The organism is Enterobacter sp. RHBSTW-00175 (genome assembly GCF_013927005.1).
Classification (GTDB): Bacteria; Pseudomonadota; Gammaproteobacteria; order Enterobacterales; family Enterobacteriaceae; genus Enterobacter.
The window spans coordinates 153467-171197 of record NZ_CP055930.1 but is presented as its reverse complement, the minus strand read 5'-3'; the positions used below and the strand labels follow the sequence as shown (position 1 = coordinate 171197).

At 52.1% G+C, this 17731-nt stretch carries 15 protein-coding genes; all 15 read left to right on the top strand.

Annotated elements, in window-relative coordinates; genetic code table 11:
- The 15 genes from HV107_RS00840 to rfbC all read left to right on the top strand — a co-directional run bounded on the left by HV107_RS00840 (position 1) and on the right by rfbC (position 17338).
- Positions 1 to 966 (top strand): GDP-L-fucose synthase, encoded by a 966-nt coding sequence (locus HV107_RS00840; RefSeq protein ID WP_182061684.1) that lies wholly within the window; start codon positions 1 to 3, stop codon positions 964 to 966.
- Between the two features lie 2 nt (positions 967 to 968).
- The gene (locus tag HV107_RS00835; RefSeq protein WP_182061683.1) at positions 969 to 1448 is read left to right on the top strand and encodes a GDP-mannose mannosyl hydrolase; all 480 of its coding nucleotides are present in this window, start codon (positions 969 to 971) and stop codon (positions 1446 to 1448) included.
- On the top strand, positions 1445 to 2668 hold the full coding sequence (gene wcaI, locus HV107_RS00830; RefSeq protein WP_182061682.1) for a colanic acid biosynthesis fucosyltransferase WcaI: 1224 nt from the start codon (positions 1445 to 1447) through the stop codon (positions 2666 to 2668). Before HV107_RS00835 ends, wcaI begins: the two co-directional genes overlap by 4 nt.
- A 3-nt stretch (positions 2669 to 2671) precedes the next feature.
- Positions 2672 to 4108 carry a mannose-1-phosphate guanyltransferase gene (cpsB, locus tag HV107_RS00825; protein ID WP_182061681.1) on the top strand — a complete coding sequence of 479 codons (1437 nt, stop codon included), beginning with the start codon at positions 2672 to 2674 and terminating at the stop codon, positions 4106 to 4108.
- Between the two features lie 111 nt (positions 4109 to 4219).
- The gene (gene cpsG / locus HV107_RS00820) at positions 4220 to 5590 is read left to right on the top strand and encodes a colanic acid biosynthesis phosphomannomutase CpsG (protein ID WP_182061680.1); all 1371 of its coding nucleotides are present in this window, start codon (positions 4220 to 4222) and stop codon (positions 5588 to 5590) included.
- Between the two features lie 47 nt (positions 5591 to 5637).
- On the top strand, positions 5638 to 7032 hold the full coding sequence (gene wcaJ / locus HV107_RS00815) for an undecaprenyl-phosphate glucose phosphotransferase (RefSeq protein WP_182061679.1): 1395 nt from the start codon (positions 5638 to 5640) through the stop codon (positions 7030 to 7032).
- Between the two features lie 9 nt (positions 7033 to 7041).
- Positions 7042 to 8520, top strand: a complete 1479-nt coding sequence (wzxC, locus tag HV107_RS00810; protein WP_182061678.1) for a colanic acid undecaprenyl disphosphate flippase WzxC — start codon at positions 7042 to 7044, stop codon at positions 8518 to 8520.
- Positions 8521 to 8534: 14 nt separating this feature from the next.
- The gene (gene wcaK, locus HV107_RS00805) at positions 8535 to 9815 is read left to right on the top strand and encodes a colanic acid biosynthesis pyruvyl transferase WcaK (RefSeq protein ID WP_182061677.1); all 1281 of its coding nucleotides are present in this window, start codon (positions 8535 to 8537) and stop codon (positions 9813 to 9815) included.
- Positions 9812 to 11032, top strand: a complete 1221-nt coding sequence (gene wcaL, locus HV107_RS00800) for a colanic acid biosynthesis glycosyltransferase WcaL (RefSeq protein WP_182061676.1) — start codon at positions 9812 to 9814, stop codon at positions 11030 to 11032. Before wcaK ends, wcaL begins: the two co-directional genes overlap by 4 nt.
- Positions 11033 to 11044: 12 nt before the next feature.
- Complete coding sequence (gene wcaM / locus HV107_RS00795) at positions 11045 to 12436, top strand: colanic acid biosynthesis protein WcaM (protein ID WP_182061675.1); 1392 nt, start codon at positions 11045 to 11047, stop codon at positions 12434 to 12436.
- Positions 12437 to 12612: 176 nt separating this feature from the next.
- A complete protein-coding gene (galF, locus tag HV107_RS00790; RefSeq protein ID WP_182061674.1) occupies positions 12613 to 13509 on the top strand; it encodes a GalU regulator GalF in 897 nt (298 codons plus the stop codon).
- A gap of 388 nt (positions 13510 to 13897) precedes the next feature.
- Positions 13898 to 14983, top strand: coding sequence for a dTDP-glucose 4,6-dehydratase (gene rfbB / locus HV107_RS00785; protein ID WP_182061673.1), 1086 nt, complete (start codon positions 13898 to 13900; stop codon positions 14981 to 14983).
- Positions 14983 to 15882 (top strand): dTDP-4-dehydrorhamnose reductase, encoded by a 900-nt coding sequence (rfbD, locus tag HV107_RS00780; protein WP_182061672.1) that lies wholly within the window; start codon positions 14983 to 14985, stop codon positions 15880 to 15882. The genes rfbB and rfbD overlap by 1 nt, the downstream gene beginning before the upstream one ends.
- 43 nt (positions 15883 to 15925) lie before the next feature.
- Positions 15926 to 16804, top strand: a complete 879-nt coding sequence (rfbA, locus tag HV107_RS00775) for a glucose-1-phosphate thymidylyltransferase RfbA (protein WP_182061671.1) — start codon at positions 15926 to 15928, stop codon at positions 16802 to 16804.
- Positions 16805 to 16807: 3 nt separating this feature from the next.
- Positions 16808 to 17338: a dTDP-4-dehydrorhamnose 3,5-epimerase gene (rfbC, locus tag HV107_RS00770; RefSeq protein ID WP_182061670.1), complete on the top strand. Its 531-nt coding sequence runs from the start codon at positions 16808 to 16810 to the stop codon at positions 17336 to 17338.
- Positions 17339 to 17731: the final 393 nt, after the last annotated feature.

Genomic DNA, 17731 nt, shown 5'->3' with positions numbered 1-17731 from the left:
ATGACCAAACAACGTATTTTTGTCGCCGGTCATCGCGGCATGGTGGGTTCCGCCATTGTCCGCCAGCTGGAACAACGTGGTGACGTTGAGGTGATTGTCCGTACGCGTGACGAGCTGAATTTGCTCGACAGCAAAGCCGTGCAGGATTTCTTTGCAGACTCGCGTATCGATCAGGTGTATCTGGCGGCGGCAAAGGTGGGCGGCATTGTCGCCAACAACACCTACCCGGCTGATTTCATCTACGAGAACATGATGATTGAGAGCAACATTATTCACGCCGCGCATCTGCACAACGTGAATAAGCTGCTGTTCCTCGGTTCATCCTGTATTTACCCGAAAATGGCGAAACAGCCGATGGCGGAAAGCGAGCTGCTGCAAGGCACGCTCGAAGCGACCAATGAGCCGTACGCTATTGCCAAGATTGCCGGGATCAAACTGTGCGAGTCCTATAACCGCCAGTACGGTCGCGATTATCGCTCGGTCATGCCGACCAACCTGTATGGGCCGAACGATAATTTCCACCCGAGCAATTCGCACGTGATCCCGGCGCTGCTGCGCCGCTTTCACGAAGCGACGGCTGATAACGCACCGGATGTGGTGGTGTGGGGCAGCGGTACGCCGATGCGTGAGTTCCTGCACGTGGACGACATGGCGGCAGCCAGCATTCACGTGATGGAGCTGGATCGCGAAGTGTGGCAGGAGAACACGCAACCGATGCTCTCGCACATTAACGTGGGCACCGGCGTGGACTGCACCATTCGCGAGCTGGCGCAAACCCTGGCGAAAGTGGTGGGTTACAAAGGCCGCGTGGTGTTCGACGCCTCAAAACCCGACGGCACACCACGTAAATTACTGGATGTAACGCGCCTGCATCAGCTGGGCTGGTATCACGAGGTGTCACTTGAGCAGGGGCTTGCCAGCACCTATCAGTGGTTCCTGGAAAACCAGCACCGCTTCCGGGGGTAGATATGTTTTTAAATCAGGAAGACTTTGCCACGGTAGTCCGTTCCACTCCACTTATCTCAATCGATTTGATTGTGGAGAACGAACGCGGCGAGTTCTTGCTGGGGAAACGAACCAACCGCCCGGCACTTGGGTACTGGTTCGTACCCGGTGGACGTGTGCAGAAGGATGAGACGCTCACCAGTGCTTTTGAGCGTCTTACCCTGGCGGAACTCGGGCTGCGCTTGCCGCAGTCTGCAGGCCAGTTTTACGGGGTCTGGCAGCACTTCTACGACGATAACTTTTCCGGGGCTGATTTCACCACACACTACGTGGTGCTCGGTTTTCGCCTGAAGGTGAATCAGGCAGACCTTCGTCTGCCTGATGCTCAGCATGACGACTACCGCTGGCACAAGCCAGAGGCGTTGCTGGCAAGTGACAACGTACACGACAACAGCCGCGCCTATTTTCTGGCGGAGCGTCAGGCTGAGGTGCCGGGCTTATGAAAATCCTCGTATACGGAATCAACTATTCGCCGGAATTAACGGGGATTGGTAAATACACCGGTGAAATGGTCGAGTGGATGGCAGACCAGGGTCATGACGTGCGGGTCATTACCGCGCCGCCTTACTACCCGGAATGGCAGGTGGGCGAGCGCTACTCTGGTTGGCGGTATCGCCGCGAACAGGGCGCGGCAACGGTCTGGCGCTGCCCGTTGTACGTGCCGAAACAGCCTTCGACGCTGAAACGTTTAATTCATCTGGGCAGTTTTGCCCTGAGCAGTTTCTTCCCGCTGATGGCACAACGTCGCTGGAAGCCAGAACTCATTATCGGCGTGGTGCCCACGCTGTTTTGCACGCCAGGAATGCGCCTGCTGGGCAAGCTTTCGGGTGCACGCACCTTGCTGCACATTCAGGACTACGAAGTGGACGCTATGCTGGGGCTGGGAATGGCCGGGAAAGGCAAGGGTGGCAGGGTGGCAAAACTGGCCAGTGCGTTTGAGCGTAGCGGCCTGCACAACGTGGATTACGTCTCGACCATCTCACGCTCAATGATGAATAAAGCGCAGGAGAAAGGCGTCGCAGCGGAAAAAGTGATCTTTTTCCCGAACTGGTCTGAAGTGGCGCGTTTTCGCAATGTGTCTGAACACGATGCAGTGGTGCTTCGTGAACAACTCGGTTTGCCTGAAGATCAAAAAATTATTCTTTACTCGGGCAACATCGGGGAAAAGCAGGGGCTGGAAAGTGTGGTTGAGGCTGCCGGACAGCTTAGCCGTCATGCCCTGACGTTTGTGATTGTCGGGCAGGGTGGCGGTAAAGCGCGACTGGAAAAAATGGTCAGCGAACGTGGCCTGACCAACGTGAAATTTTACCCGCTTCAGCCGTACGAGGCGCTGCCGGCGCTGCTGAAGATGGGGGACTGCCATCTGGTGGTACAAAAACGCGGTGCAGCAGATGCCGTGCTGCCATCAAAACTGACCAACATTCTGGCGGTAGGCGGCAATGCGGTGATCACCGCCGAGGCCGATACCGAGCTGGGTCAGCTATGCGACAGCTACCCGGGAATTGCGGTTTGCGTTGAGCCGGAGTCCGTTGAGGCGCTGGTTACCGGGATCGAACAGGCGCTCGCGCTGCCTAAAGAGAACATCGTGGCACGTGAATATGCCGGGCGCACGCTCGAAAAAGAGAACGTCCTTAGCCAATTTATTGCAGATATACGGGGATAAATAATGAGTCAAACCAAACTTTTTCCGGTCGTGATGGCTGGTGGCTCTGGTAGCCGGTTGTGGCCGCTGTCCCGCGTGCTCTATCCAAAACAGTTCCTCTGCCTGAAAGGGGATCTCACCATGCTGCAAACGACAGTTTCTCGTCTGAACGGCGTGGAGTGCGAAAGCCCGGTGGTGATTTGTAATGAACAACACCGCTTTATCGTGGCCGAGCAGCTACGTCAGCTCAACAAGCTGACTGAAAACATCATTCTGGAGCCGGCAGGGCGCAACACGGCGCCAGCCATAGCACTGGCAGCGCTGGCGGCAAAACGCAGCAGCCCGGAGTGTGATCCGATGATGCTGGTGCTGGCCGCTGACCATGTTATCCAGCAGGAAGACATCTTCCGTGACGCGGTGCGTTCCGCCATTCCTTACGCCGAGAGCGGCAAACTGGTGACTTTCGGGATCGTACCGGATCTGCCAGAAACCGGTTATGGCTACATCCGCCGGGGCGATGTCACGCCAGGTGAAGGCGAGAGCCTGGCGTTTAACGTGGCGCAGTTTGTCGAAAAACCGAATCTGGAAACCGCGCAGGCCTATGTCGGCAGCGGCGAGTATTACTGGAACAGCGGTATGTTCCTGTTCCGCGCCGGGCGCTATCTGGAAGAGCTGGAAAAATTCCGCCCGGATATCCTCACTGCCTGTGAAAAAGCGATGGATGCGGTTGACCCGGATCTCGACTTTATCCGTGTGGATGAAGAAGCCTTCCTCGCCTGCCCGGAAGAGTCCATTGACTATGCCGTGATGGAGCGCACCGCGGATGCGGTAGTGGTGCCGATGGATGCCGGCTGGAGCGACGTTGGCTCATGGTCATCCTTGTGGGAGATCAGCGCACATACCCCGGAGGGAAATGTCCACCATGGTGATGTAATCAGCCATAAAACGGAAAACAGCTATGTGTACGCTGAATCCGGGCTGGTTACCACGGTGGGCGTGAAGGATCTGGTTGTCGTTCAGACCAAAGATGCCGTGCTGATTGCTGACCGTAACGCGGTTCAGGATGTCAAGAAAGTGGTCGAGAAGATCAAGGCAGATGGCCGACATGAACACCACATTCATCGCGAAGTGTATCGCCCGTGGGGCAAATATGACTCCATCGATTCCGGCGATCGCTATCAGGTAAAACGCATCACCGTGAAGCCAGGGGAAGGGCTGTCTGTGCAGATGCATCATCACCGCGCCGAACACTGGGTGGTGGTGGCCGGAACCGCCAAAGTGACCATCGACGGTGAAATCAAACTGATTGGTGAAAACGAGTCCGTGTATATCCCGCTTGGGGCGACGCATTGCCTGGAAAACCCAGGGAAAATTCCGCTCGACCTGATTGAAGTTCGCTCAGGCTCGTATCTGGAAGAGGACGACATTGTGCGCTTCCAGGATCGCTACGGGCGAGTGTAACGCCTTCGCATCATGCCCGGTGGCGCTGTGCCTGCCGGGCCTACGAATGACAAAAATGAAATTGGCCATTACATGGTCAGGGCCAACTGTTGCCTGAAAAAAGGGGTCATCATGGAAAAATTAACCTGTTTTAAAGCCTACGATATTCGCGGCAAGCTGGGCGAAGAGCTGAATGAAGACATCGCATGGCGTATTGGTCGCGCGTATGGCGAATATTTAAAACCGAAAACCATTGTTCTGGGCGGCGATGTGCGTCTGACCAGTGCGTCACTGAAAAGTGCACTGGCAAAAGGGTTGCAGGATGCAGGCGTCGATGTGCTGGATATTGGTCTTTCCGGTACGGAAGAGATCTATTTCGCTACCTTCCATCTGGGCGTGGACGGCGGTATCGAAGTGACCGCCAGCCATAACCCGATGGACTACAACGGCATGAAGCTGGTGCGCAAGGGCGCGCGTCCTATCAGCGGCGATACCGGCCTGCGTGACGTGCAGCGTCTTGCCGAAGCGAACGACTTCCCGCCGGTGAACGAGACAAAACGCGGCAGCTACAAACAGATCAACCTGCAAAAAGAGTACATCGACCATCTGCTTGGCTACATCAACGTGGCAAACCTCAAGCCGCTGAAGCTGGTGATTAACTCCGGGAACGGTGCCGCTGGCCCGGTTGTCGATGCCCTGGAAGCGCGCTTTAAGGCGCTGAACGTCCCGGTCACCTTCATTAAAGTGCATAACACCCCGGACGGTAACTTCCCGAACGGTATTCCTAACCCGCTGCTGCCCGAGTGCCGCGATGACACCCGCAACGCGGTGATCGAACACGGCGCGGATATGGGTATCGCCTTTGACGGCGACTTTGACCGCTGCTTCCTGTTTGACGAAAAAGGCCAGTTTATCGAAGGCTATTACATTGTTGGCCTGCTGGCGGAAGCGTTCCTCGAGAAAAACCCGGGAGCGAAGATCATTCACGATCCACGCCTGTCGTGGAATACCGTCGATGTGGTGGCGGCTGCGGGCGGCAAGCCGGTGATGTCCAAAACCGGCCACGCGTTCATCAAAGAGCGGATGCGTGAAGAAGATGCCATCTACGGTGGCGAGATGAGCGCCCACCACTACTTCCGCGATTTTGCTTACTGCGACAGCGGGATGATCCCGTGGCTGCTGGTGACGGAGCTGCTGTGTCTTAAAGGACAGACTCTGGGCGAACTGGTACGCGACCGTATGGCGGCATTCCCGGCAAGCGGGGAGATCAACAGCAAGCTGGCGCTGCCGGCCGAGGCGATCGCCCGCGTAGAGCAACACTTCGCCCTTCACGCGCTGGAAATTGATCGAACCGATGGCATCAGCATGTCGTTCCCGCAGTGGCGGTTCAATCTGCGCTCTTCAAACACCGAGCCGGTGGTTCGCCTGAATGTGGAATCGCGGGCGGATGTCCCACTGATGGAAGCGCGAACGCAGGACATTCTGGCGTTGTTGAATCAGTAAAACTTGCCCCCTCCCAACGGGAGGGGGATCCGATAACAGGAACAACGATGACGAATCTAAGAAAGCGCGAGCGAGCCAGAACGAATGCATCGTTAATCTCTATGGTGCAGCGATTTTCTGACATCACCATCATGGTCGGTGGGTTGTGGGTGGTGTGCCGGATAAGCGGACAGACATTCTTCTACATGCATTTGCTGATGGCGTTGATTGCACTGGTGGTGTTTCAGATGATCGGCGGGGTAACCGATTTCTACCGCTCATGGCGTGGCGTAAAAATCACCACCGAGCTGCTGCTGTTGATTCAGAACTGGACGTTAAGCCTGATTTTCAGCGCAGGTCTGGTGGCATTTAGCCATGATTTTGACACCCGTCTGGTGACGTATCTTTGCTGGTACGTGTTAACCAGCCTGGGCATGGTGGTCTGCCGTTCCCAGATTCGCTACTTTGCGGGCTGGCTACGTAACCGGGGTTACAACACGCGCTATGTGGCGGTTGCGGGCGATTTGCCGGTAGGACAGGTGCTGCTGGACAGTTTTCGTAAAGAGCCGTGGCTGGGGCTGGAAGGGGTGGGGATCTACCACGATGCCAAACCGGGCGGCGTGCCTGCCGACTGGGCGGGCAACTTCGAGCAGCTGATTGACGATGCGAAGGCGGGCAAAATACACAACGTTTACATCGCCATGCAGATGAGCGATGAGTCGTACATTAAGCATCTGGTGCGTGAGCTGGCGGATACCACCTGTTCGGTGATCCTCATTCCTGACGTCTTTACCTTTAATATCCTGCATTCGCGTATCGATGAAGTGAATGGCGTGCCCGTTGTGCCGCTGTACGATACGCCGCTTTCAGGCATTAACCGCGTGCTCAAGCGCGTGGAAGATATCCTGCTCTCCTCGCTGATTTTACTGCTGATCTCCCCGGTGCTGTGCTGCATTGCACTGGCGGTGAAGCTCAGCTCTCCTGGCCCGATTATCTTCCGCCAGACTCGCTACGGCATGGACGGCAAGCCCATCATGGTGTGGAAGTTCCGCTCCATGAAGGTGATGGAAAACGACAAAGTGGTAACTCAGGCGACACAAAACGATCCGCGCGTGACCCGGGTGGGTAATTTCCTGCGCCGTACCTCGCTGGATGAGCTGCCGCAGTTTATCAACGTCTTTACCGGTGGTATGTCCATCGTCGGCCCACGCCCACATGCGGTAGCGCACAACGAACAGTATCGCTCACTGATTGAGGGTTACATGCTGCGCCATAAAGTGAAGCCGGGGATCACCGGCTGGGCGCAGATTAACGGCTGGCGCGGTGAGACTGACACCCTGGAAAAAATGGAAAAACGTATTGAGTTTGACCTGGAGTACATCCGTGAGTGGAGTCTCTGGTTCGATATCAAAATCGTCTTTCTGACCATCTTTAAAGGCTTTGTGAACAAAGCGGCGTATTAAGGAACGGTCATGAGTTTACGTGAAAAAACCATCAGCGGCGCAAAATGGTCGGCAATGGCGACCATTGTCATCATTGGCCTGGGGCTGGTGCAGATGACGGTGCTGGCGCGCATTATCGATAATCACCAGTTTGGTCTGCTGACCGTGTCGCTGGTCATTATTGCGCTTGCTGACACGCTGTCTGATTTTGGTATCGCCAACTCGATTATCCAGCGTAAAGAGATTAGCCAGCTTGAGCTGACCACGCTCTACTGGCTGAACGTTGGACTGGGGATCTTCGTCTTTGTGCTGGTGTTCCTGCTGAGTGATGTGATTGCCAGCGTGCTGCATAACCCGGACCTGGCCCCGCTGATGCGCACCCTCTCTTTTGCTTTCGTGGTGATCCCGCACGGTCAGCAGTATCGCGCGCTGATGCAAAAAGAGCTGGAGTTCAACAAGATTGGCATGATTGAAACCAGCGCGGTGCTGGCGGGCTTTACCTTTACCGTGGTGAGCGCGCATTTCTGGCCGCTGGCGTTAACCGCGATCCTGGGTTACCTGGTGAACTCTGCCGTCCGGACGCTGCTGTTTGGCTACTTTGGCCGCAGGATTTACCGCCCGGGGCTGCATTTCTCCCTGGCATCTGTGTCGTCGAACCTGCGCTTTGGCGCGTGGCTGACGGCCGACAGCATTATCAACTATGTTAACACCAACCTGTCCACGCTAGTGCTGGCGCGCATTCTGGGGGCCAGCGTCGCGGGCGGTTATAACCTGGCCTATAACGTTGCAGTTGTTCCGCCGATGAAGCTGAACCCCATCATCACCCGCGTGCTGTTTCCGGCGTTCGCCAAAATTCAGGACGACACGGAGAAGCTGCGCGTCAACTTCTACAAGCTGCTTTCGGTGGTGGGGATTATTAACTTCCCCGTGCTGCTGGGGCTGATGGTGGTTTCCAGTAATGTGGTACCGCTGGTCTTCGGTGAGAAGTGGGTAAGCATCATTCCGGTTCTGCAACTGCTGTGCGTGGTGGGGTTGCTGCGCTCTGTTGGCAATCCGATCGGCTCGCTGTTAATGGCGAAAGCGCGTGTCGATATCAGTTTTAAATTCAATGTCTTCAAAACGTTCCTGTTTGTTCCGGCGATTATTGTCGGCGGGCAACTGGCTGGCGCGATTGGGGTCACCCTGGGTTTCCTGCTGGTGCAAATCATCAATACCGTTTTGAGCTACTTCGTGATGATTAAACCGGTGCTGGGCTCCAGCTACCGACAGTACATCCTGAGCCTGTGGCTGCCGCTGTATCTGTCTTTACCGACGTTGGCGGTGAGTTATGGCCTGGGCGTGGTGCTGAACGGCCATCTGTCTTTAGCGGTGCTGCTGGCAGTGCAAATTGCGGCGGGTGCGCTGGCATTCGGCGTGATGATTGTGCTGTCGCGTAATGCGCTGGTGGTGGAGATGAAGCGCCAGTTTTGCCGTAACGAAAAAATGAAAATGCTGCTACGCGCAGGCTAATTTTAGAGGCCATTATGAAATTACTTATCCTTGGCAACCATACCTGCGGCAACCGTGGCGACAGCGCCATTCTGCGCGGTTTATTGGATGCAATTAACACTCTTGAGCCTGAGACAGAAGTGGACGTGATGAGCCGCTACCCGGTGAGCTCCTCCTGGTTACTGAACCGGCCAGTAATGGGCGACCCGCTGTACAGTCAGATGAAACAGCACAACAACGCAGCCGGCGTGATGGGGCGCGTAAAGAAAGTGTTGCGCCGTCGCTATCAGCACCAGGTCTTGCTGTCGCGCGTGACCGATACCGGAAAACTGCGCAACATTGCCATCGCCCAGGGGTTTACCGACTTTGTCCGTCTGCTGTCGGGCTATGACGCCATCATTCAGGTGGGGGGATCGTTCTTTGTCGATCTCTACGGCGTGCCGCAGTTTGAGCACGCGCTCTGTACCTTTATGGCCAAAAAACCGCTGTTTATGATTGGACACAGCGTGGGGCCTTTCCAGGATCCGCAGTTTAACCAGCTGGCTAACTATGTGTTTGGTCATTGCGATGCATTGATCCTGCGCGAATCGGTCAGTCTTGACCTGATGAAACGTAGCGAAATCGACACCTCTAAAGTTGAGCACGGGGTGGATACCGCCTGGCTGGTGGAAAATCAGAACGAACATTTCCAGGCAAGCTATGCGGTACAGCACTGGCTGGATGTGGCGGCAAAACAGAAAACCGTGGCGATTACCCTGCGCGAGCTTGCTCCTTTTGATAAACGTCTGGGGACGACGCAGGCGGCCTACGAGAAAGCCTTCGCCGGGGTGGTCAACCGCCTGCTGGACGACGGTTATCAGGTGCTGGCGCTCTCTACTTGTACCGGTATCGACAGCTATAACAAAGATGACCGTATGGTGGCGCTCAATCTGCGCAACCTGGTTAACGATCCGTCCCGTTATCACGTGGTGATGGACGAACTGAACGATCTTGAGATGGGCAAGTTGCTTTCTGCCTGCGACCTGACCGTGGGGACGCGCCTGCATTCGGCGATTATCTCCATGAACTTTGGCACTCCGGCGATTGCCATCAACTATGAACACAAATCGGCCGGCATTATGCAGCAGCTGGGAATGCCCGAGATGGCGGTGGATATCCGTCATCTGCTGGATGGCTCTCTCGCAGCGATGGTGGCGGATACGCTGGGGCAACTTCCGGCCATCAATGAACGCCTGGCGGTGGCGGTGAAGCTGGAGCGCGAAAAAGGTATCGGGATGGTGAAATCCGTTCTCGACCGCGTCGGGGAGGGGAAATGAAGGTTGGTTTCTTCTTACTGAAATTTCCGTTGTCGTCAGAAACCTTTGTCCTGAACCAGATAACCGCGTTTATCGATATGGGGTATGACGTTGAGATTATCGCCCTGCAAAAGGGCGATACGCAAAATACCCATGCGGCGTGGACGCAGTACGGGCTGGAAGCCAAAACCCGCTGGTTACAGGATGAGCCGCGTGGGCGGTTGAGCAAACTGCGCTATCGTGCCTGTCAGACGTTGCGCGGTATTCATCGCCCCGCCACGTGGCGGGCGCTGAACATTTCACGCTACGGTGCTGAGTCGCGCAATCTGATCCTCTCGGCAATTTGCGGGCAAACGCCCCGGCCGTATCAGGCGGATGTGTTTATCGCCCACTTTGGCCCGGCAGGTGTTACCGCAGCGAAATTGCGCGAGTTAGGCGTTATTGACGGTAAAATCGCGACCATTTTCCACGGAATTGATATTTCAAGCCATGAGGTGCTGAACCACTACACCCCGGAGTACCAGCAACTTTTCCGCCGGGGCGACATGATGCTGCCGATCAGCGAGTTGTGGGCCGGGCGCCTGAAAAACATGGGATGCCCGGGAGAGAAGATCACCGTTTCGCGCATGGGCGTGGATATGGAACGCTTCACCCAGCGCCCGGTCAAGGTACCGGGTAAACCGCTGCAAATCATCTCTGTTGCGCGTCTGACCGAGAAAAAAGGACTGCATGTGGCCATCGAGGCTTGTCGGCAGTTGAAAGAACAAGGGGTGGCGTTTCACTATCGCATTCTGGGTATCGGCCCGTGGGAACGCCGCCTGCGTACGCTTATCGAACAGTATGAGCTTGATGGATATGTCGAGATGCCCGGTTTCAAACCGAGTCATGAAGTCAAAGCGATGCTGGATGAGGCGGATGTCTTCTTGCTGCCTTCCGTAACCGGCACGGATGGCGATATGGAGGGGATCCCGGTTGCGCTGATGGAAGCCATGGCCGTTGGGATCCCGGTGGTATCGACGTTACACAGCGGTATCCCTGAGCTTATCGAACCTGACCACTCAGGCTGGCTGGTTCCTGAAAACGATGCATCGGCACTGGCCGACCGTCTGGCAGCCTTTAGCCATATCGCCCCGCAGGAACTGATCCCCGTGCTGCATAACGCGCGGCAGAAAGTAGAGGCTGAGTTCAACCAGCGCGTGATAAACCGCGAACTGGCCTGCCTGTTACACACGCTTTAACGCCGAGGCTGTATGCTGAAAAAAATTACCCGACGCTCATTTATTTCGACTTGCTCTGTGCTGGCCGCTGTCCCGTTGTTCTCTTCTCCGGTGGCAAGGGCTGCCGGCAGCCGTACGGTGAACATCAACCAGTACAACAGTCAGGACTGGATCGCCGCGTTTAAGCAGGCATTTGCCGAAGGCGATACCGTAGTGGTTCCCGCCGGATTAACCTGTGACAACATCAATACCGGCATTTTTATCCCTGCGGGTAAAACACTGCTGATCCGCGGGGCGCTGACGGGCAATGGCCGTGGCCGCTTTGTGTTGCAGGATGGCTGCCAGGTGATCGGCGAAGCGGGGGGGCGCAGCGAGAATATTACTCTGGACGTTCGCGGATCGAATTGTGTTATCCGCGGGCTGGCGATGAGTGGTTTTGGCCCCGTTACCCAGATTTATATTGGGGGTAAAAAGCCACAAATTATGCGTAACCTTATTATTGATGACATTACTGTGACGCAGGCGAATTACGCTATCCTGCGCCAGGGATTTCATAATCAGGTGGCAGGCGCGCGCATTACCAACAGCCGTTTTAGCCATTTGCAGGGGGATGCTATCGAATGGAACGTGGCCATTAACGACCAGGATATCCTGATCTCTGACCATGTTATCGATAACATCAACTGTACCAACGGCAAGATCAACTGGGGCATCGGCATAGGCCTTGCCGGGAGTACCTATGACAATGATTATCCTGAAAAGCAGGCGGTGAAGAATTTCGTGGTGGCGAATATTACCGGCAGCAATTGCAGGCAATTAGTCCATGTGGAAAACGGTAAACACTTTATTATTCGTAATGTCAAAGCCAAAAATATCACCCCTGATTTCAGTAAAAAAGCGGGAATTGATAATGCCACGGTAGCTATTTACGGCTGCGATAATTTTGTTATTGATAATATTGATATGGTCGATAGCGCTGGTATGTTAATTGGCTATGGGGTAATTAAGGGAGATTATCTTTCGATCCCGCAGAACTTTAAAATCAATGATATTAGCCTGGATAATAGGCAGCTTGATTATAAGTTGCGCGGCATCCAGATTTCATCCGGCAATGCCACCTCTTTTGTCGCCATCACTAACGTCAACATGACGCGCGCCACCCTCGAACTTCACAATAAACCGCAACACCTTTTTTTGCGCAATATCAATGTCATGCAAGAGTCAACTATCGGCCCGGCACTGAAGATGAACTTTGATCTCCGCAAGGATGTACGCGGGAAGTTTATGGCCAAAGAAGAGACGCTGCTGTCTCTGGCAAACATCAAGGCAGTAAATGAGAAGGGGCAAAGCTCGGTAGATATTGACCGGGTTGATCAGCAAATCGTGAATACAGATCGGCTAAATTTTAGGCTGCCACACGGTTAACCCAGCTTTTGCTATTTTGCGATAATTCCTGGTATGAATTCACGCGCTATTCAGAATGCAACTACTGTAATTTGTGATGGTAAAGCGTAATATCACCTGAAGGTTACGGTAAATCATGCTGGCGAAAACAGGTTAAAGAGCTATAATTCGTCAACCATTTTAAGGTGGAAGAAATAATGATTAATTTGAAAGCAGTCATTCCGGTGGCGGGCCTGGGTATGCATATGCTGCCAGCCACGAAGGCAATTCCTAAAGAGATGCTGCCAATCGTTGATAAGCCAATGATTCAGTACATCGTTGACGAAATTGTTGCCGCAGGGATCAAAGAAATCGTTCTGGTGACGCACTCATCCAAGAATGCCGTAGAAAACCACTTCGACACCTCTTACGAACTCGAAGCGCTGCTTGAACAGCGTGTTAAACGCCAGCTGCTGGCCGAAGTTCAGTCTATCTGTCCTCCTGGCGTGACCATCATGAACGTTCGTCAGGCGCAGCCACTGGGTCTTGGGCACTCCATTCTTTGTGCACGCCCTCTTGTGGGTGACAATCCATTTATTGTTGTTCTGCCGGACATCATTCTGGACACCGCAACCGCCGATCCGCTGCGTTACAACCTCGCCGCGATGGTTGCGCGTTTCAATGAAACCGGCCGCAGCCAGGTTCTGGCCAAGCGCATGAAGGGCGATCTGTCTGAATACTCCGTCATCCAGACCAAAGAGTCCCTGGATTCGGAAGGCCAGGTGAGCCGTATCGTTGAGTTTATCGAAAAACCGGATCAGCCACAGACTCTGGATTCCGATCTGATGGCCGTTGGCCGCTATGTTCTGAACGCCGACATCTGGGCTGAACTCGAGAAGACTGCCCCTGGCGCATGGGATCGTGTTCAACTGACTGACGCCATTGCAGAGCTGGCGAAGAAACAGTCCGTTGACGCCATGCTGATGACCGGCGACAGCTACGACTGCGGTAAGAAAATGGGTTACATGCAAGCTTTTGTGAACTACGGAATGCGCAACCTGAAAGAAGGGCAGAAGTTCCGCGAGAGCATTAAGAAGCTGCTGACCAGTGATTAAGTGCACCACCCAGTGCGCCTGAGTAAATTCTAATCTCGATGCAACTGATGTTCTGGGCGTAACTTAAACCCGCGATGTCAGTTGCTACTTAGTTTTAAAGATACTAACTATAACAACATGTTACTTTTGTTTTTTTGTATTACATGACAGATATTTCTACTTGTGTCTGTATGCAATAAAGATGACAATTAGCACCCGTTTTACGGTTTCCCCTGCTGTGAATATGTCCGCATTTTAACCGTAAAACCTCACATCCTGAAGGTATGCAGTGCACTGGTAGCTTTTGAGCCAGGGGCGGTAGCGTGCATATTTCTGAGTTCAGTTCCTGTTTAGCGGTATATCAGGAACATATATATCTCGATTTATTCAATACAACGGAATAGACAACGTGAAAATTCTAGTTACAGGTGGCGCCGGTTTTATCGGCTCGGCAGTTGTAAGGCATATTATTAATAATACTCAGGACGAGGTGGTGAATGTTGATAAGCTGACCTACGCCGGTAATCTGGAGTCTCTTGCCCAAGTTAGTGGCAGCGAGCGTTATGCATTTGAACAGGCTGATATCTGCGATAAAGCTGCGATGGAGCGCATTTTTGCAGAGCATAAGCCTGATGCTGTTATGCATCTTGCTGCTGAAAGCCATGTTGACCGTTCAATTACTGGTCCTGCTGCCTTCATCGAAACGAATATTGTTGGAACATATGTTCTGCTGGAAGCGGCTCGTGCGTACTGGTCAGCATTGTCTGATAGCGCGAAATCCGCGTTCCGTTTCCATCACATTTCAACGGATGAAGTTTACGGCGACCTGCCGCATCCGGATGAAAACCCAGCTTCAACCGAACTACCATTGTTCACAGAAACAACGGCTTATGCACCGAGCAGCCCTTACTCCGCCTCTAAAGCCTCCAGCGATCACCTCGTCCGTGCATGGCTGCGTACCTATGGCTTCCCGACCATCGTAACTAACTGTTCAAACAACTATGGACCATACCACTTCCCGGAAAAGCTGATCCCGCTGGTTATTCTGAATGCGCTGGATGGTAAAGCGCTGCCGATCTATGGCAAAGGGGATCAGATCCGCGATTGGCTGTATGTGGAAGATCATGCGCGTGCACTATACATCGTGGTGACTCAGGGTAAACCTGGCGAGACTTACAATATCGGTGGTCATAACGAAAAACAGAACCTGGATGTTGTACATACCATCTGCGATCTGCTTGATGAAATCGTGCCAAAAGAAGGTTCCTATCGCGATCAACTGACCTATGTGGCTGACCGTCCAGGTCACGACCGTCGCTATGCTATTGATGCTCATAAAATCAGCGCGGAACTGGGATGGAAACCAGAAGAAACATTTGAAAGCGGGATCCGTAAAACGGTTGAATGGTATCTGAGTAATAAGGATTGGGTTAACAACGTAAAAAGTGGCGCATACAAAAGCTGGATCGAGCAGAATTATGGAGAACGTAAGTAATGAATATTCTGCTTTTCGGTAAAACAGGTCAGGTGGGCTGGGAACTCCAGCGTGCACTGGCTCCGCTCGGAAACGTAATTGCCCTGGATGTCCATTCTAAAGAATATTGCGGCGATTTTAGTAATCCAGAAGGTATTGCCCAGACTGTTCGTAGCATTAAACCTGATGTGATTGTTAACGCAGCTGCACACACTGCTGTTGATAAAGCAGAATCCGAACCGGAATTTGCGCAGCTGCTGAATGCAACGAGTGTGGAAGCAATTGCAAGAGAAGCGGCAAAAATTGGTGCTTGGGTGGTTCACTATTCAACAGATTATGTATTCCCGGGCAATGGCGAAACGCCATGGCAGGAAACAGACGCTACAAACCCTCTGAATGTGTACGGCCAAACTAAGCTTGATGGCGAAAAAGCGCTTCAGGCGTATTGCCCTAAACACCTGATCTTCCGTACCAGTTGGGTGTACGCAGGGAAAGGCAACAACTTTGCTAAAACGATGTTGCGTCTGGCAAAAGAACGTACTGAACTGTCTGTTATCAATGATCAGGTTGGCGCGCCTACAGGGGCGGAATTATTGGCTGACTGTACAGCCCATGCTATTCGTGTAGCTGTAAATAAGCCGGAAGTGGCGGGATTATATCATCTTGTTGCGTCCAATATGACGACCTGGTACGACTATGCTGCTCTGGTATTTGAAGAGGCTCGTAGTGCCGGTATCGAACTGGCTATTGAGAAACTTAATCCGGTTCCTACGTCAGCTTACCCAACTCCCGCTCGTCGTCCGCATAATTCTCGTCTTAATACAGAGAAATTCCAGCGTAATTTTGGACTGGTCTTGCCGTCATGGGAAGTGGGTGTTAAACGAATGCTTGCTGAGTTGTTCACGACCCAATCAATTTAAGTAAATGCCCGTATACGGGCATTTTATATTTATAGAGAAAAAAATGACTACGCGTAAAGGTATTATTCTGGCTGGTGGTTCAGGTACTCGTCTTTATCCAGTAACGATGGCTGTAAGTAAACAATTACTGCCTATCTACGATAAACCTATGATTTATTACCCGCTCTCAACGCTGATGCTTGCAGGTATCAAAGATATTTTGATCATTAGTACGCCACAGGATACTCCTCGCTTTGAACAGCTGCTCGGTAATGGCAGCCAGTGGGGGCTGAACTTGCAATATAAAGTACAGCCAAGTCCAGATGGGCTGGCACAAGCCTTTATTATCGGCGAAGAGTTTATTGGCGATGATAGTTGTGCACTGGTTTTGGGCGACAATATTTTCTATGGTCACGACCTGCCAAAGCAGCTCGAAGCGGCAATAACAAAAGGCGAGGGTGCTACTGTTTTTGCTTATCACGTCAATGATCCAGAGCGTTATGGAGTTGTTGAATTTGATAAAAACGGAACTGCAATCAGCCTTGAAGAAAAGCCACTGGAGCCAAAAAGTAATTATGCGGTAACAGGTCTCTATTTCTATGATAATGATGTTGTGGAAATGGCTAAGAATCTGAAACCTTCAGCGCGCGGCGAGCTCGAAATCACTGATATCAATCGCATCTATCTGGAGCAGGGGCGTCTTTCTGTTGCTATGATGGGCCGAGGCTATGCGTGGCTTGATACTGGCACACATCAGAGTCTGATTGAGGCGAGTAACTTTATCGCAACGATTGAAGAGCGCCAGGGGCTAAAAGTCTCTTGCCCAGAAGAAATTGCTTATCGCAAAGGTTTTATCGATGCGGAACAAGTTAAAGTCTTGGCTGAGCCGCTGAAAAAAAATGCTTATGGCCAGTATCTGCTAAAAATGATTAAAGGGTACTAAGCAATGAACGTAGTTAAGACTGATATTCCAGATGTGCTTATTTTTGAACCTCGGGTATTTGGTGATGATAGAGGCTTTTTCTTTGAAAGCTTTAGCCAAAAGCAGTTTGAAGAAGCTGTGGGACGTAAGGTGGAGTTTGTTCAGGATAACCACTCGAAATCAACGAAAGGTGTTTTACGGGGATTGCACTACCAGTTAGAACCTTATGCGCAAGGAAAGTTGGTGCGCTGTATTGTTGGTGAAGTTTTCGATGTTGCAGTAGATATAAGAGAATCATCACCTACCTACGGTAAATGGGTTGGGGTGCATCTTTCTGCGGAAAACAAACGCCAGTTCTGGATCCCAGAAGGTTTTGCTCATGGATTCCTTGTCTTGAGTGACACAGCCGAATTTGTCTATAAAACCACAAATTATTATCATCCAGAAAGTGATCGCGGTTTAATCTGGAATGATAAAACTATCAATATTAACTGGCCATTAACAGGGGAACCTGTATTGTCAGAAAAAGATAGCAATCAACCTGCATTTAAATAATTGCATTAGCTGTATATATGGGGCACTATTTAATCTTGCCCCGTATATAAAGTCATTGCGATGATGAAACTAATTAGGTGTAATGCTATTTTGCTATGCTAATGAATAATAATTGAAGTAGAACACTAATGACTATTTTTGCAATTTTATAATAGAAAATATTAAATCATTGAGACAACCATTTTCTTTGTGCTCTTTTACAAAGAATGTTTTTATTTCGACCACTATACGAATAAGCAAAAACGAGCTAACACAAAATAAATAATAAACTAAACTACCGTTCAGTAAATTAATTGCATTAATCAAAACCCACCCAATGTGTTTTTAATGTAGCAATTATGACTTATAGTCACACCCAATGCCTATAAGGTTTTTGAAAAGGCAAAGTACCAG

Excerpts from the sequence above, each read along its gene's own strand:
- wcaK (WP_182061677.1), top strand. The coding sequence starts at position 8,535 with ATGAAATTACTTATCCTTGGCAACCATACCTGCGGCAACCGTGGCGAC.
- wcaI (WP_182061682.1), top strand. The coding sequence starts at position 1,445 with ATGAAAATCCTCGTATACGGAATCAACTATTCGCCGGAATTAACGGGG.
- wcaL (WP_182061676.1), top strand. The coding sequence starts at position 9,812 with ATGAAGGTTGGTTTCTTCTTACTGAAATTTCCGTTGTCGTCAGAAACC.
- rfbC (WP_182061670.1), top strand. The coding sequence starts at position 16,808 with ATGAACGTAGTTAAGACTGATATTCCAGATGTGCTTATTTTTGAACCT.
- galF (WP_182061674.1), top strand. The coding sequence starts at position 12,613 with ATGATTAATTTGAAAGCAGTCATTCCGGTGGCGGGCCTGGGTATGCAT.
- HV107_RS00840 (WP_182061684.1), top strand. The coding sequence starts at position 1 with ATGACCAAACAACGTATTTTTGTCGCCGGTCATCGCGGCATGGTGGGT.
- wcaJ (WP_182061679.1), top strand. The coding sequence starts at position 5,638 with ATGACGAATCTAAGAAAGCGCGAGCGAGCCAGAACGAATGCATCGTTA.
- rfbD (WP_182061672.1), top strand. The coding sequence starts at position 14,983 with ATGAATATTCTGCTTTTCGGTAAAACAGGTCAGGTGGGCTGGGAACTC.
- rfbA (WP_182061671.1), top strand. The coding sequence starts at position 15,926 with ATGACTACGCGTAAAGGTATTATTCTGGCTGGTGGTTCAGGTACTCGT.
- cpsB (WP_182061681.1), top strand. The coding sequence starts at position 2,672 with ATGAGTCAAACCAAACTTTTTCCGGTCGTGATGGCTGGTGGCTCTGGT.
- wzxC (WP_182061678.1), top strand. The coding sequence starts at position 7,042 with ATGAGTTTACGTGAAAAAACCATCAGCGGCGCAAAATGGTCGGCAATG.
- cpsG (WP_182061680.1), top strand. The coding sequence starts at position 4,220 with ATGGAAAAATTAACCTGTTTTAAAGCCTACGATATTCGCGGCAAGCTG.
- HV107_RS00835 (WP_182061683.1), top strand. The coding sequence starts at position 969 with ATGTTTTTAAATCAGGAAGACTTTGCCACGGTAGTCCGTTCCACTCCA.
- wcaM (WP_182061675.1), top strand. The coding sequence starts at position 11,045 with ATGCTGAAAAAAATTACCCGACGCTCATTTATTTCGACTTGCTCTGTG.